Source organism: Pseudomonas ovata (assembly GCF_003131185.1).
GTDB lineage: Bacteria > Pseudomonadota > Gammaproteobacteria > Pseudomonadales > Pseudomonadaceae > Aquipseudomonas > Aquipseudomonas ovata.
This window is the reverse complement of sequence record NZ_QFFU01000009.1, coordinates 135962-149163: the sequence shown is the minus strand read 5'-3', so window position 1 is coordinate 149163 and position 13202 is coordinate 135962. Positions and strand designations below refer to the sequence as shown.

The 13202-nt window shown below is 62.9% G+C and carries 13 protein-coding genes; 9 read left to right on the top strand and 4 right to left on the bottom strand.

Annotation, left to right across the window (positions count from 1 at the left end):
• Positions 1-172 precede the first annotated feature (172 nt).
• From DGA31_RS14660 to DGA31_RS14650, 3 genes are all read right to left on the bottom strand, one after another.
• Positions 173-1135, bottom strand: coding sequence for an ABC transporter substrate-binding protein (locus DGA31_RS14660; RefSeq protein WP_109513026.1), 963 nt, complete (start codon positions 1133-1135; stop codon positions 173-175).
• 194 nt (positions 1136-1329) lie between these two features.
• The gene (locus tag DGA31_RS14655; protein ID WP_109513025.1) at positions 1330-1668 is read right to left on the bottom strand and encodes an FKBP-type peptidyl-prolyl cis-trans isomerase; all 339 of its coding nucleotides are present in this window, start codon (positions 1666-1668) and stop codon (positions 1330-1332) included.
• 319 nt (positions 1669-1987) lie between these two features.
• Positions 1988-2467: an Lrp/AsnC family transcriptional regulator gene (locus tag DGA31_RS14650; protein WP_056839832.1), complete on the bottom strand. Its 480-nt coding sequence runs from the start codon at positions 2465-2467 to the stop codon at positions 1988-1990.
• Positions 2468-2613: 146 nt separating this feature from the next.
• Here DGA31_RS14650 and DGA31_RS14645 point away from each other — a divergent pair, with 146 nt between their 5' ends.
• The 6 genes from DGA31_RS14645 to DGA31_RS14620 all read left to right on the top strand — a co-directional run bounded on the left by DGA31_RS14645 (position 2614) and on the right by DGA31_RS14620 (position 8794).
• On the top strand, positions 2614-4716 hold the full coding sequence (locus tag DGA31_RS14645) for an alpha-ketoacid dehydrogenase subunit alpha/beta (protein WP_206606841.1): 2103 nt from the start codon (positions 2614-2616) through the stop codon (positions 4714-4716).
• 1 nt (position 4717) lies between these two features.
• Positions 4718-5983, top strand: a complete 1266-nt coding sequence (locus DGA31_RS14640; protein WP_109513024.1) for a dihydrolipoamide acetyltransferase family protein — start codon at positions 4718-4720, stop codon at positions 5981-5983.
• Positions 5984-6322: 339 nt separating this feature from the next.
• Positions 6323-6505: a hypothetical protein gene (locus tag DGA31_RS14635; RefSeq protein ID WP_056839829.1), complete on the top strand. Its 183-nt coding sequence runs from the start codon at positions 6323-6325 to the stop codon at positions 6503-6505.
• A gap of 246 nt (positions 6506-6751) precedes the next feature.
• Complete coding sequence (locus DGA31_RS14630) at positions 6752-7579, top strand: energy transducer TonB (RefSeq protein ID WP_109513023.1); 828 nt, start codon at positions 6752-6754, stop codon at positions 7577-7579.
• 92 nt (positions 7580-7671) lie between these two features.
• Positions 7672-8391 (top strand): MotA/TolQ/ExbB proton channel family protein, encoded by a 720-nt coding sequence (locus DGA31_RS14625; RefSeq protein ID WP_056839827.1) that lies wholly within the window; start codon positions 7672-7674, stop codon positions 8389-8391.
• 1 nt (position 8392) lies between these two features.
• Positions 8393-8794, top strand: a complete 402-nt coding sequence (locus tag DGA31_RS14620; RefSeq protein ID WP_056839826.1) for an ExbD/TolR family protein — start codon at positions 8393-8395, stop codon at positions 8792-8794.
• A gap of 79 nt (positions 8795-8873) precedes the next feature.
• On the opposite strand, the gene DGA31_RS14615 is transcribed toward DGA31_RS14620, so the two are convergent.
• Entirely contained in the window at positions 8874-9185 is a 312-nt protein-coding gene (locus DGA31_RS14615) for an RcnB family protein (RefSeq protein ID WP_082481636.1), read from the bottom strand.
• A 219-nt stretch (positions 9186-9404) separates the two neighbouring features.
• Here DGA31_RS14615 and poxB point away from each other — a divergent pair, with 219 nt between their 5' ends.
• The 3 genes from poxB (at position 9405) to DGA31_RS14600 (ending at position 13198) form a co-directional block, all read left to right on the top strand.
• A complete protein-coding gene (poxB, locus tag DGA31_RS14610) occupies positions 9405-11123 on the top strand; it encodes a ubiquinone-dependent pyruvate dehydrogenase (RefSeq protein ID WP_109513022.1) in 1719 nt (572 codons plus the stop codon).
• A gap of 420 nt (positions 11124-11543) precedes the next feature.
• Positions 11544-12461 (top strand): LysR substrate-binding domain-containing protein, encoded by a 918-nt coding sequence (locus tag DGA31_RS14605; protein WP_109513021.1) that lies wholly within the window; start codon positions 11544-11546, stop codon positions 12459-12461.
• Between the two features lie 122 nt (positions 12462-12583).
• Positions 12584-13198, top strand: a complete 615-nt coding sequence (locus DGA31_RS14600; protein WP_056839822.1) for an antibiotic biosynthesis monooxygenase — start codon at positions 12584-12586, stop codon at positions 13196-13198.
• Positions 13199-13202 lie beyond the last annotated feature (4 nt).

Sequence of the window (13202 nt, the reverse complement as noted above, 5' to 3'; positions counted from 1 at the left end):
CCCCTGTGTCACTGACACCGCGCTGTCGCGCAAACAGGGGTGAATTTAAAACTCAATAAAATCAATAAGTTATTTTATTTTTGATGAGGGCGGCTTTGGCCGCGAAGACCGCCAGGTCATGGGGCGATGGCGTCTGTATTTCCGGCTAAAGCGAATCGTGGCTCGACCAGCCTTACGGTGTATTCACCTGCGTGGCCAGGCCGCGAACGGCGTTGAACGTGGCGTCGAAGCCTTGGGACACATCCACCGGACGGTTAAGAATGCCTTCTTCCAGATAAATGTTGGCGGTCTGCTGCAGGTTGGCGATCACCGGGGCGGTGATGGCGACTTTTTCGAAGTCGGTGCTTTCGGCACTGGCCAGGTGCACTTCCAGTGGCAGGCCGGTGACTCTGGCCTGGGCCTGGGCATATTCGCGCGGGTGCTGGTTGACCCAGGCCCAGGCGCGGTCAAGGCGTTGCACGAAATCATCGAGCTGTACGCGTTTGTCACGGATTGCCTGAGCGGTGGCGGCGGTGTACAGGTGGTTGGTCAGCAGGTCATCGCCCTTGCGCAGGATTCGTGCGCCGTTCTGGGTGATGGCGATGGTGGTGTACGGGTCCCAGGTCGACCAGGCATCGGCATTGCCGCTTTCCAGCGCACTGCGTGCGTCGGTGGGCAGCAGGTTGACGAAGGTGACATCCGAGCTTTTCAGGCCGGCATCACGCAGTGCCTTGATCACCAGGAAATGACCGATCGAGCCACGATTGGTCACCACGCGCTTGCCCTTGAGGTCGGCGGCGGTTTGCAGCGGCGAATCCTTGGGCACCAGGATCGAGGTGGAGAAACGCCCGTCGGCGTGGGTGATGCTGATCACCTTGAGCGGCGCACCGGCGCCCAGGGCAAATACATAGGGCGCATCTCCCAGCCCGCCGACATCCACGGCCCCGGCATTGAGGGCTTCACCCAAGGGTGCGGCGGCGGCAAATTCGGAGAACTCGATGCGGTACGGCACATCCTTGAGTTCGCCGGCCGCTTCCAGCAGCAGTTTGTAGGATGACTTCTGGTTGGCGACTTTCAGCGGCGCCAGCTCGGCGGCCTGGGTGGCGACCGACAGTGCGCCGACAATCAGTGTGGCAAGCAGGGAACGGAGGAACATGCGGGACTTTCCTGGGCAGGGCCTTGATGGCCAGGTGAGAAGTGCCTCCGCCAGGAAAGGGGTCGGGTCTGGGAATGACCTTACCGTTATGAGAAATAGCTGTGAAAGTCTTTTTAGGACTAAGCTAATTATGAAAAATAGTTATTTGGTTGGTATTTAACATCAGTTATTTGTATTTTTTGTGCTGGCGACTGTCAATCGTCGCGGGTCAGCACTTCGAGCAGTTCGATCTCGAATGTCAGGTTGGCGTTGGGCGGGATGCTGCCGACCTGGCGCTCGCCATAACCGAGGGCGGCCGGCACCTGCAGCTTGCGTTTGCCGCCGACGCGCATGCCCATCAGGCCCTGGTCCCAGCCCTTGATCACCCGGCCTGTGCCGATCACGCACTGGAACGGCTTGCCGCGCCCGGCCGAGGAATCGAATACGCTGCCGTCGTCCAGCCAGCCGGTGTAGTGGGTGGTGATCAAGGCGCCTTTGACCACGGCCTTGCCGTCGCCTTCGTGCAGGTCGGTGATGTCCAGGGTGTCGGTCATGGTCGGGCTCGGGTTGATAAGAGAGGCGGCTTTTTCGCAAAAAAAGAGCGGTGATGCAAGCGGCTGGCAGTGTCGGCGGGTTCCAGGCTCCAGCAGATCGCCGGCCGGCCCTTTCGCGACCGCTGGTCGCTCCCACGTCGTCATGCTGCGTAGCCAGGCGCCACACGGCCTTGTAGAGCGACCAACGGTCGCGAATGCTGTGGGAGGCAGCTCTGCTGGCGAAGGCGGCCGTACAGGCGCAGCCGATGTGCCTGTCTCACTGGCCTCATTGGCGGATCGTCGCCGCACGTTCAGTGTTCAGGTTGACGTCGTGCCGGCTTCAGTTGAGGTGCCCCAGCGGTACCGGGGTATTGGCCTTGACCTCGCGGATCACCACCGCCGAGCGGATTTCGCTCACGCCTGGCAGCTTGAAAATCACCTTGTGCAGAAATTCGTCGTAATGGGCGATGTCGGTGGTCAGCACCTTCATGATGTAGTCGGCCTGGCCGGTGGTGCTGTTGCACTCGATGATCGCCGGGCAATTGCGCACTGCTTCTTCGAAGGCTTCGACGACGTTTTCGACGTGCTTGGACAGGTTGACCTCGGCCAGTACGCAGTTGCCCAGCCCGACCTGCTGGCGGTCGACGATGGCAGTGTAGCGTTTGATATAGCCGTCCTGTTCAAGGTTTTTCAGGCGCTTCCAGGTCGGGGTCGAGGACAGGCCGATGCGCTCGGACAAGTCTTGCACCGAGAGGCGGGCGTCGGCTTGCAGGGCGTCAAGAATGCGGATGCTGTAGGTGTCGAGGCGATCTTTCTTCATTTGTTTTTATTCGGAGAATGAACGTGCTCGATTCTGGCCAAAGGCTCAAGAAATAGGAAGCACATTCTCCCTTGGCGTCCTTACGCTTTGAGCACAGCAAGCACTCATTTGCGCCATGCCGCTCAACCGTAAGGGATAACAATAAAATGACGGTGATCCAACGCACACCTGCCCGTGCCACACCTGCCCAGGCCACGCCGGTCGCACCCCACGATGTCTCGGTGGACTGGCAACGCGCCGCGTACCTGATGATGGTCTCGCGCCAGCTCGACGCGCTGGAAGAGGGCACGCTGGTGCCGCAGAAAAAGGTGCTCTATCAGTTTTCAGCCCGTGGTCATGACATGGCGCAGATCCTGTTGGGTCTGCACCTGACCGACCCGCACGATGCCGCCTGTGGTTACTACCGTTCACGTCCGCTGTTGCTGGCGCTGGGGGTTGACCTGGTCGATGCGCTGGGGTCGTCCATGGCCCGCGCCGGTGGCTATTCCGACGGCCGCGACATCGGCGTGGTGTTCAATTACCCCAACCCCGGTGGCGTCACCGCGCTGCCCATGTGCGGCGGCGTTGGTGCGCAGTACACGCCCACGGCCGGCTGGGCCCAGGCCCTGAACTACCGCACGCGGGTGATGGCGCAGGCTGATCGTGCCCGGGCCATCAGCGTGGTGCTGGGCGGTGACGGGTCGGTGGCCACCAACGGCTTCTGGTCGGCGCTGACCATGGCCACCACGCAACAGCTGCCGATGCTGTTCTACATCGAAGACAATGGCTTCGGCATCTCCGTGCCCTCGACCTTGCAGACCCCGGGCGCTGACATCGCCAGAAACCTGGCCAGTTTCCAGGGCCTGGAAGTGATCTCTGGCGACGGCTGCGACCCGCAGCACAGCGCCGCCCTGATCGCCCGCGCCGTCGACCATGTGCGCCAGCGCCGGGGACCGTGCCTGTTGCGCCTGACCGTGCCGCGCCTGCAAGGGCATAGCTTTCAGGACACCCAGGCCTACAAGTCGACCGAACAGGTGGACGCCGAGTGGGCCCGTGACCCGCTGCCGCGGTTGCATGAATTCCTGGTGCCGGCCCGCTTCAGCGAGGCGCAGTGGCAGGCACTTGAAGACCAGGCTGCCGAGGCCGTGAAGCAGGCCTGCGAGCAGGCCGAGGCACGCCCGGTCAGCGATCCGCAGCGCGTGACCGAAAACGTATTTTTCGAAGGTACGCTGCAGCAGCGCGGCGGGCAGTGGAGCGATGGCTACCGGGCGCCGGCCGACACCCTGCAAGCCGAGCCGCAAGGCCCGCGTCTGAACATGGTCGCGGCGATTCGCCGGACGCTTGATCATGAGCTGAGCATCAACCCGCGGGTAGTGGTATTCGGCGAAGACGTCGGCCCCAAGGGCGGGGTGCATGCGGTGACGCTGGGGTTGCAGGACAAGTACGGTGCCGAGCGGGTGTTCGACACCAGCCTGTCCGAAGAAGGCATCATCGGCCGGGCGGTGGGCATGGCGCTGGGCGGCTTGATGCCGGTGCCGGAAATCCAGTTTCGCAAATACGCCGACCCGGCCATGGAGCAGATCAACGACTGCGGCACCATGCGCTGGCGCACCAATAACCGCTTTGCCGCGCCGATGGTGGTGCGAATTCCGGGCGGTTTCTTCAAATGCGGCGACCCGTGGCACAGCCAGACCAACGAGGTGCAGTTCGTGCATTCGCCGGGCTGGAAAGTCGCGGTGCCGTCCAATGCCGAAGACGCGGTCGGGCTGCTGCGCACCGCGCTGCGGGGCAACGATCCGGTGATTTTCTTTGAGCACCGCGCCATGCTCGACGCCGCCAGCGCCCGGCGCAGCTACCCCGGCGACGACTATGTGCTGCCGTTCGGCCAGGCCCGCTGCGTCACCCAGGGCAACGACCTGACCCTGGTGACCTGGGGCGCGATGGTCGAGCGCTGCGAGCAGGCCGCCGAAGGCCGTTCGGTCGAGGTCATCGACCTGCGGACCTTGATGCCCTGGGACCGTGAAACGGTGCTGGCGTCGGTGTCGCGTACCCATCGCTGCCTGGTGGTCCATGAAGACCTGGGCACCGCAGGCTTTGGCGCCGAGATCATTGCCGTGGTCGCCGAGCAGGCGTTCATGGACCTGGACGCCCCGGTGGCGCGCCTGACCATGCCGGACATTCCCAGCCCGCATCACCCGTTGCTGATGGAGCATGCCTTGCCCTCGGTCGCAAAAATCCGCGCGAAGATCGACGAAATGGTGGGGTTCTGACATGACTGACCTGACCCTCAACACCCCGGCACAGGACGTCATCGCGCCGTTGCAACAGGAAGGCACCAAGGCCGTGCTGCGTACCTGGCTCAAGGCTGTCGGCGCCCCGGTGCGCCAGCACGAACCGGTGGTCGAGCTGGAAACCGACAAGGTCATGGTGGAGGTCTGTGCCCCGTGTGACGGCGTGCTGGACATTGTCGTGCAGGAAGGCCAGGACGTGTTGCCGGGTGCGCTGCTGGGGCGGGTGGCGGCAGCGCTGCTTGAACAGCCTGCGCCTGATGCCCCGCGGGTTGAGCGGCCTGTACCGGCTGAGTCCGAAGACGCCGAGCGCGATCAGCCGCTCTCGGACATTGAATCAAGATTGTCACCTGCCGTGCGCCGCTTGCTGGCCGAGCATGATCTGGACCCGGCCACGCTCAAGGGCTGTGGCACCGGTCGAGGCGGGCGCCTGACCCGCGAAGATGTAGTCAGGGCCGTGCAGCGTCTGGAGGCACCTGCAGCGCCCGAGCCGGTTGAAAAAGCGCCGTCTGCCCCAGCCGGTTTGCCCGTTGAGGATTCGACGGCGCCACGAGTGGCCGAACGCATCCCGCATTCGAGCATGCGCCGCAGGATTGCCGAGCACATGCAGCATTCGGTCAGCGTAGCGCCGCATGTCACCGCGGTGTTCGAGGCCGACTGCACGGCGATCATCCAGCACCGTCAGCGCCACAAGGCCGAGTATGCCGGGCAGGGCGTGAACCTTACGTTTACCGCCTACTTCGTGGCTGCCGCCGTGCAGGCGATGCAGTCCGCACCGCAGGTCAACAGTCGCTGGCATGAAGACGCCCTGGAAGTGTTCAGCGACGTGAACATCGGTGTCGGGGCCGCCCTGGGGGATCAGGGCCTGATCGTGCCGGTGATCCGGCAAGCGCAGACGCTGTCGCTGCTGGGCATCGCCAGCCGTCTGCACACCCTGACCGAACTGGCCCGGACGTCCCGGCTGAAACCGGCGGATGTGCAGGGCGGGACCTTCACGATTTCCAACCATGGAGTGTCAGGTTCATTGCTGGCCACGCCGGTGATCATCAACCAGCCGCAGTCGGCCATTCTGGGCGTGGGCGCGTTGCAAAAGCGTGTGGTGGTCAGGGAGGTCGACGGCGTGGACAGTTTCCAGGCCCGGACCATGGCCTATGTGTCGCTGACCATCGATCACCGGGTGCTGGACGGCAGCCAGACCAATGCCTGGTTGCGCCGCTTTGTCGAGGTGCTGGAGACCTGGGGCGATTGACAGGCCAATCGCAGGCAACAAAAAACCCGCCGAAGCGGGTTTTTATCCAGAACCATTCCAACTCCCTGTCGGCAGTCTCCTTACATGGTCGATCGTCCCTGATCCTGACGGGCTTCCTGCTCGTCAGTGGTTGGATCCAATCTTAGGCTTATGCCAGCAGGATGGGAATAGCCATTGTGCGCCATGGCGTGTAAGCCTTTGGCTATGGCGGAAGTTGCGCACCCGGCCAGGCCTGTTGCGCGCCATAGGGGCAAGGCAGTCATGCCGAACGGTCTGCACAGGCCGGATTTACAGGTGTAAGGTAGGCGTTGCAACCCACTCGCATCCGTGGAGGTGCACATGAGTACTTCGATGCTTCATAAGCAGCAAGTCAACGGTTACCAGGTGATCAGCGTTAATAACGGCCCATGGCGGGTCTGTACCGATCACGACCGGCTGGCAACCTTCAACACCCGTGATGAGGCCATGGCCTACGCGGTCAGCCTGCATACCCGAAAGGCCAAGGCCGATACCCGGCACTGAATGCGCTCCGATAAGCGCCTGGTAAAAGCCCCTGACCGTCGTGCACGGTCAGGGGCTTTTACGTGGTGCCGGGTACAAATGACGCATGAGTAAGCTATATGCTTTTTTTGCATAAATGGAGAACCAAACATTCCTTTCCGGAACATAGGGTTTCGGTGATGATTGCGCTCAACGCAACACACTGACCAAGGGTGACTGAGACCAACAGAACCTGGATTTTTTTTGAAAAAATGCAGGAGTGAATCAATGGGCAATGTCCAGACCGCTGCCAGTGCACATGAGGTGCCACGGCGCCAGGTGCAAAGCGGTGAGTTGGTCGACCTGGGCCGTCCTTACCGGGGCCCCCTGGCGCTGTCGCGATTGCACAGCACGCCCAAGCGGGTTCTGGGCCGACGCGAAGGGATTCTGTTGGGTGTTTTCGCCGTGGTCCTGCACGGTGCGGTGATCTACTGGGTCAGCCAGAATCCGACGCCTGTGCTGCCGCTCGTGCCACCGGAAATCCCGCCGATGACCATCGAGTTTTCCACCCCGGCGCCACCGGTGGTCGAAACCCCGCCACCGCCCCCTGAACCGGTTCCGCCACCGCCGGTGGTCGAGCCGCCACCGCCAGTGGAGGACGAGCTGGCGGTCAAGCCACCGCCGCCGCCAAAACCCCAGGCCAAGCCCAAGCCGGTCGTCAAGCCTGCGCCCAAGCCGGTGGCCAAACCGGTGCCACAGCCACCAGCGCCGACGCCGCCAACGCCTCAGCCGGTAGCCGCCCCAGCGCCGCCCGCGCCCCCTGCGCCCAAGCCGGTCACAGCGCCCTCGGCCAACGCCGGTTACCTGCGCAACCCGGCGCCGGAATACCCGTCGCTGGCCATGCGCCGCGGCTGGGAAGGCACCGTACTGCTGCGTGTGCATGTGCTCGCCAGCGGTCGCCCCGGCGACATCCAGATCCAGAAAAGCAGCGGTCGCGATCAACTCGATGAAGCCGCCGTCACCGCCGTCAAACGCTGGAGCTTCGTGCCCGGCAAGCAGGGCGACCAGCCGGTCGATGGTTGGGTCAGCGTACCGATCGACTTCAAGCTCAAGTAAGCGTTTTACCCGGATTTTCCACCTTCAGCGGGCGACCTGACACAAGGAGCATCGCATCCCCGACCTGATGCATTTGCACGAGAGTACCGACCATGAACCTACTGGCATCCCCCTTCGAATCGGTTGAACACGCAGTCATCTGGCTGCTGATCGGTTTTTCTGTTGTCACCTGGGGCCTGGCCCTGCTCAAGGGCGGGCAGTTCGCGCGCCTCAAGGGCCAGGACAAGGCTTTTCACAAGCAGTTCTGGGCCGCGTCCAGCCTGGATTCGGCGGCAGAGCTGGCGCATGACAAGCCCGGTGCTGCTGCCCGCGTGGCCCAGGCCGGTTATGCCGCCATCCAGGTGCAGGAAAACGCCCAGAATGACCTGAGCCAGTCGATCAATCACCAGGACCGCCTGGAGCGCGCCTTGCGCCAGCAGATCGTCCGTGAGCGCCGCTCGCTGGAAACCGGCCTGGCCGTGCTGGCCAGTATCGGCAGCACCTCGCCCTTTATCGGCCTGTTCGGTACGGTGTGGGGCATCATGTCGGCGTTGAAGGGCATCAGTGCCGCCGGCTCGGCCAGCCTGGAAACCGTGGCCGGCCCCATTGGCGCGGCGCTGGTGGCCACTGGCGTCGGTATCGCCGTCGCGGTGCCGGCCGTGCTGGTCTACAACTACTTCCTGCGCCGCCTGAAGCTGACCGCCGCTGACCTGGACGATTTTGCCCACGACTTCTACAGCCTGGCCCAGAAGCATTCGTTCCGCGTGCTGCTGCACCCGGTGCTCAAGTCCGGCGACACGGCTCGCGGCCAGAAAGTGAAGGAGGCATCCTGATATGGCCTTTTCAACCCAGGACAGCGATGAAGTACTCAGCGAGATCAACGTCACACCGCTGGTCGACGTCATGCTGGTGCTGCTGGTGGTGTTCATTGTCACCGCGCCGCTGCTGACCAATTCGATCCCGATCAACCTGCCCAAGACCGAGGCGGTGGCCCCGGCCGAACAGAAAGACCCACTGGTGGTGAGCATCGATGGCAGCGGCAAGGTGTTCATCAACAAGGACGAGATCAAGGCCGACCTGCTGGAAACCAACCTGCAGGCGGCCAAGAACAAGGACCCACAGGTGCGGGTCCAGTTGCAGGCCGATGATGGTGTGAATTATGGCGAAGTGGCGCGTGCCATGGCGTCCATCGAACGTGCCGGCATCACCAAGTTGTCAGTGATCACGGCCAAATAAGCCGGTTCACCTCTTCAAGACAGTGAGCTTCAGGCCGTCCCGGCAAGGCGTAGGGGGCGGCCTTTTTTTGCGTGCCTGTTTATTTCTTGGTCTGTTTGACCGGCACGATTTCCATGATCCGGCCATTGGTGATCTGCACGCGCAGGTACTGGTTGTCATGCTTGACCCACTGGCTTTCCTTTTCCGGTTCGGTCAGGCCGGCTTTTTTCCAGTCGATGGCCTCGCTCTTGCGATCAGCTTCTTCAGGCGCTTTCTCGCCCACCTTGATTTCGGCCGGGTGCAGTGAGCCACCCTTGGGCTCGGCTTCGGCCTGTTGGGCCTGTACGCTCAGGGTGGCGCCACACAGGCTGCCAGCCAGAAGGAGGGCGGCGAACATCGAAGTCTTTTTCATGGGTATCTCCCTATCGGTCTACATGATGGCGGCTGTATGCCATGCCTGTTAAGTCGGACAGGCGGGTGCGCAAATCATTCCGCCCATCTGCATAAACCCCTTCTGACAGGCAGGTTTTTCTAGACCTGAACGACACAACGCAGCTTTTCTGAACTGATGGCAAGGTGCGGGGGTCGACCACAGCAGACCCTGAATCCCATTGCTCTCAAGGAGACCTGCATGTCCAGGACCATTGCCGACCATCTTGCGCAAAGCCTCGCTGCCTCCGGCGTCACCCATATCTGGGGGGTGTCCGGCGACAGCCTCAACGGCTTGAGCGACAGCCTGCAACGCATGGGCAAGATTCGCTGGATGCACACCCGCCATGAAGAAGTCGCCGCCTTTGCCGCGGGTGCGCAGGCGGCGTCCAGCGGCACCCTGGCGGTGTGCGCCGGCAGCTGCGGACCGGGCAACCTGCATTTGATCAATGGCCTTTACGACTGCCATCGCAGCCGCGTGCCGGTGCTGGCGATTGCCGCGCACATCCCGTCCACCGAAATCGGCCTGGATTACTTTCAGGAAACCCATCCCCAGGAACTGTTCAAGGAGTGCAGCCATTTCGTCGAAATGGTCAGCCACCCTGACCAGTTTCCACGCGTGCTGGAGCGGGCCATGCGCGCCGCCATCGGCCAGAGAGGCGTGGCGGTGATCGTGATTCCGGGCGATGTGGCTCTGCAGGCGGCGCCCGACGTGCCCTTGAGCAAGGTCGAGCCCCGGCAGTCGACGGTGCTGCCGGTCGAGTCTGAACTTCAGGCCCTGACCGAATTACTCGATTCCAGCAAGGCGGTCACACTGCTGTGTGGCGCCGGGTGTGCCGGCGCCCATGAACAGGTGGTGGCCCTGGCCGAACGTCTCAACGCACCCGTGGTGCATGCCCTGCGTGGCAAGCAGTACATCGAATACGACAACCCGTTCGATGTCGGCATGACCGGCCTGATCGGTTTCAGCTCCGGCTACCATGCCATGATGGCCTGCGACACGCTGGTGATCCTGGGCAGCAGTTTTCCCTACCGCAATTTCTACCCGGATAAAGCCCGCATCGTGCAGATCGACCTGGACCCGACCCAGATCGGCCGTCGCGTGCCGGTGCACCTGGGCTTGGTGGGGGGCGTGCGCGAAACCCTCGATGCCTTGCTGCCCCGGCTCAAGCCGCATGCCGACCGGCGCTTTCTCGACAAGGCGCTCAAGCACTATGCCAAATCCCGTGCCGAACTGGATGAACTGGCGACCCCGACCCCGGCCGGCGCTCCGATTCATCCGCAGTACCTCACGCGCATGGTCGACCAACTGGCGGCGGACGATGCGCTGTTTACCGTTGACGTCGGTACGCCGACGCTGTGGGCGGCGCGCTACCTGTCGATGAATGGCAAGCGCAACCTGATCGGTTCGTTCAACCACGGCTCGATGGCCAACGCCATGCCCCAGGCGCTGGGCGCCCAGGCCGAGCATCCTGAGCGACAGGTGGTGGCACTGTGCGGCGATGGCGGCTTGTCGATGCTGATGGGCGATCTGCTGACCATTCGCCAGTTGAACATGCCCATCAAGCTGATTGTGTTCAATAACAGCTCGCTGGGATTCGTTGACATGGAGATGAAAGCGGGCGGCTATGTACCGTTCGGCACCGACCTCAATCCGACGCACTATGCCGGCATCGCATTGGGCGCGGGGATCCTGGGTATCCGGGTCGAGAACGCCCAGGACCTGCCGGGCGCCTTGCGCAAGGCGTTCGATCATCCGGGGCCGGTGTTGCTCGATGTGGTGGTCGCCAAGCAGGAGCTGGCCATGCCCCCGAAGATCAAGCTGGCGCAGGCCAAGGGCTTCAGCCTGTACATGCTCAAGGCGGTGATGAGCGGGCGCGGCAGCGAAGTGCTGGAGCTGGCCAAGACCAATCTGCGCTGATGAGGGCTGCATGACCTTGGAGCGCGCTCTGCCGGAATGCCGGACCACCGCGACCGAGTGCGCAGCGCTCGCAGAAATTGTGTAGCCGCTGAAAATTTACGACTGCGAACCCATCAGGGATCTATGAAACGCCACGAATTTACGACTGCTAACGCAGCCGGTCGCGGGCAGAGCGCGCTCCTACGAGGGTAAATTTGATATCACATAAAATCAGTGAGTTATTTTGTGTTTGGTGAAGGCTGTTTTGTTGCGCAAGGGGGGACCAGACGGGGGGTGTCCGGGCCGGTTATGGTGTTTCCGGGAGCCATTCCCTTGGGCCGTCCGTATTGCACAAGAAGCGCACACAGGTACAAGCGCAGTCCGGCGGTTTCGTGCCTACTGATGGCAAAGTCCTGTCTTTGACCCTCAGAGTCCCGAACCATGAACCGTAACGACCTGCGCCGTGTCGATCTCAATCTGTTGGTGATTTTCGAAGCGCTGATGTTCGAGCGCAACCTGACCCGGGTGGCCGAGAAACTGTTTATCGGCCAGCCGGCCGTCAGCGCGGCGCTGGGGCGCTTGCGCGATCTGTTCGACGACCCATTGCTGTTGCGCAATGGGCGCGCCATGGAGCCCACGGCGCGGGCGCTGGACATTCTCAAGGAAATTCGCCCGGCGCTGGACACCATTTCCGGCGCGGTCAGCCGCGCCAAGGATTTCGACCCGGCTTCCAGTACCGACGTATTTCGCATCGGCCTGTCGGACGATGCCGAATTCGGCTTGCTGCCACTGTTGCTGGCGCGTCTGCAGGCCGAAGCGCCGGGCGTCATCATTGTCATTCGCCGGGCCAATTACCTGCTGCTGCCGGCGTTGCTGGCCTCGGGTGAAATCTCGGTGGGCGTCAGTTGGACAGTGGAACTGCCGGCCAACGCCAAGCGCAAGAAGCTGCGTGACATTCCGTGCAAGGTGATTCGTGGCGATGACCGCCCCGGCCTGTTGAGCCTGGACGATTACTGTGCGCGACCGCACGCCATGGTGTCGTTTTCCGGCGATCTGTCGGGCAATATCGACCTGGACCTGGCCCGGGTCGGACGCAGCCGCAAGGTGGTGCTGGCGGTGCCGCAGTTCAATGGTTTGCGCGCCTTGCTGGCCGGCAGCGAAATGATCGCCACCGTGCCCGATTACGCCGCCTGCGCGCTGGTCGACGGCACCCGGCTGCGCGCCGAAGACCCGCCGTTTCCCATCGTGCCGGCCGAGTTGTCGATGGTCTGGAGCGGGGTGCACGACAACGACCCGGCCGAGCGCTGGCTGCGCGGCATGATCCATGAGTACATGTCGGCGTCGCTGCCCATCGGATAAAGGCGTGGCAGCAAACACAGCACATGCGTCCAATTCTCGACGGGCAAACGGCGGCACTATCAGCTTCGATTTGAACCACGGGTGCCCAGGCATCCCTTTCTGGTGTCACGGAGCTGCCGGTCATGTCCGAACCCTCAAGCCTCGCTGCCCCTGCGCACGAGCCGTCCCATGAAGTCGTCACCCTGGTGATCCGTCACCGGGCCAAAGCCGGTCTTGAAGCGCAATACGAACAATGGTTGCGGCGTGTCGTCGGCATTGCCAGCCAGGCGCCCGGTCATCTGGGCGTCGATGTGATGCGCGGTCGTACCGGCGGCTTGCAGGCCTTCACCTCGGTGCTGCGCTTTTCCTCCACGGCCGCCATGCAACAGTGGCTGGACTCCGAGCAACGGCGCGAGCTGCTGCGTGAGGCCGAACCGATGCTGGCCGATGGCGACCAGACCCAGGTGGCCACGCACAATGAATTCTGGTTCAGCCCCGAAAATGACCAGGCCGGCCCGCCGCCGCGCTGGAAACAGGCGGTGGTGTCCTACCTGGTGATCCTGCCGCTGAGCCTGCTGGTGCCTATGCTGTGGGGGCCGTTGCTGCACCTGAGCCCCTGGCTGTCGGGGTATTTCATGAGCAACGTGCTGATCACCCTGACCATCGTCCTGTTGGTGGTCTACCTGATGATGCCCGCTGCCACGCGGCTGTTTGCCGCCTGGCTGAACGCGCCTGGCAACGATAAACAGGGGCAATGAGCCA

What these genes read in the sequence shown, in the direction of transcription:
- DGA31_RS14635 (WP_056839829.1), top strand. Translation starts at nt 6,323, where the DNA reads ATGAGTACTTCGATGCTTCATAAGCAGCAAGTCAACGGTTACCAGGTG.
- DGA31_RS14640 (WP_109513024.1), top strand. Translation starts at nt 4,718, where the DNA reads ATGACTGACCTGACCCTCAACACCCCGGCACAGGACGTCATCGCGCCG.
- DGA31_RS14645 (WP_206606841.1), top strand. Translation starts at nt 2,614, where the DNA reads ATGACGGTGATCCAACGCACACCTGCCCGTGCCACACCTGCCCAGGCC.
- DGA31_RS14625 (WP_056839827.1), top strand. Translation starts at nt 7,672, where the DNA reads ATGAACCTACTGGCATCCCCCTTCGAATCGGTTGAACACGCAGTCATC.
- DGA31_RS14605 (WP_109513021.1), top strand. Translation starts at nt 11,544, where the DNA reads ATGAACCGTAACGACCTGCGCCGTGTCGATCTCAATCTGTTGGTGATT.
- DGA31_RS14620 (WP_056839826.1), top strand. Translation starts at nt 8,393, where the DNA reads ATGGCCTTTTCAACCCAGGACAGCGATGAAGTACTCAGCGAGATCAAC.
- DGA31_RS14650 (WP_056839832.1), bottom strand. Translation starts at nt 2,467, where the DNA reads ATGAAGAAAGATCGCCTCGACACCTACAGCATCCGCATTCTTGACGCC.
- DGA31_RS14655 (WP_109513025.1), bottom strand. Translation starts at nt 1,668, where the DNA reads ATGACCGACACCCTGGACATCACCGACCTGCACGAAGGCGACGGCAAG.
- DGA31_RS14660 (WP_109513026.1), bottom strand. Translation starts at nt 1,135, where the DNA reads ATGTTCCTCCGTTCCCTGCTTGCCACACTGATTGTCGGCGCACTGTCG.
- DGA31_RS14600 (WP_056839822.1), top strand. Translation starts at nt 12,584, where the DNA reads ATGTCCGAACCCTCAAGCCTCGCTGCCCCTGCGCACGAGCCGTCCCAT.
- DGA31_RS14630 (WP_109513023.1), top strand. Translation starts at nt 6,752, where the DNA reads ATGGGCAATGTCCAGACCGCTGCCAGTGCACATGAGGTGCCACGGCGC.
- poxB (WP_109513022.1), top strand. Translation starts at nt 9,405, where the DNA reads ATGTCCAGGACCATTGCCGACCATCTTGCGCAAAGCCTCGCTGCCTCC.
- DGA31_RS14615 (WP_082481636.1), bottom strand. Translation starts at nt 9,185, where the DNA reads ATGAAAAAGACTTCGATGTTCGCCGCCCTCCTTCTGGCTGGCAGCCTG.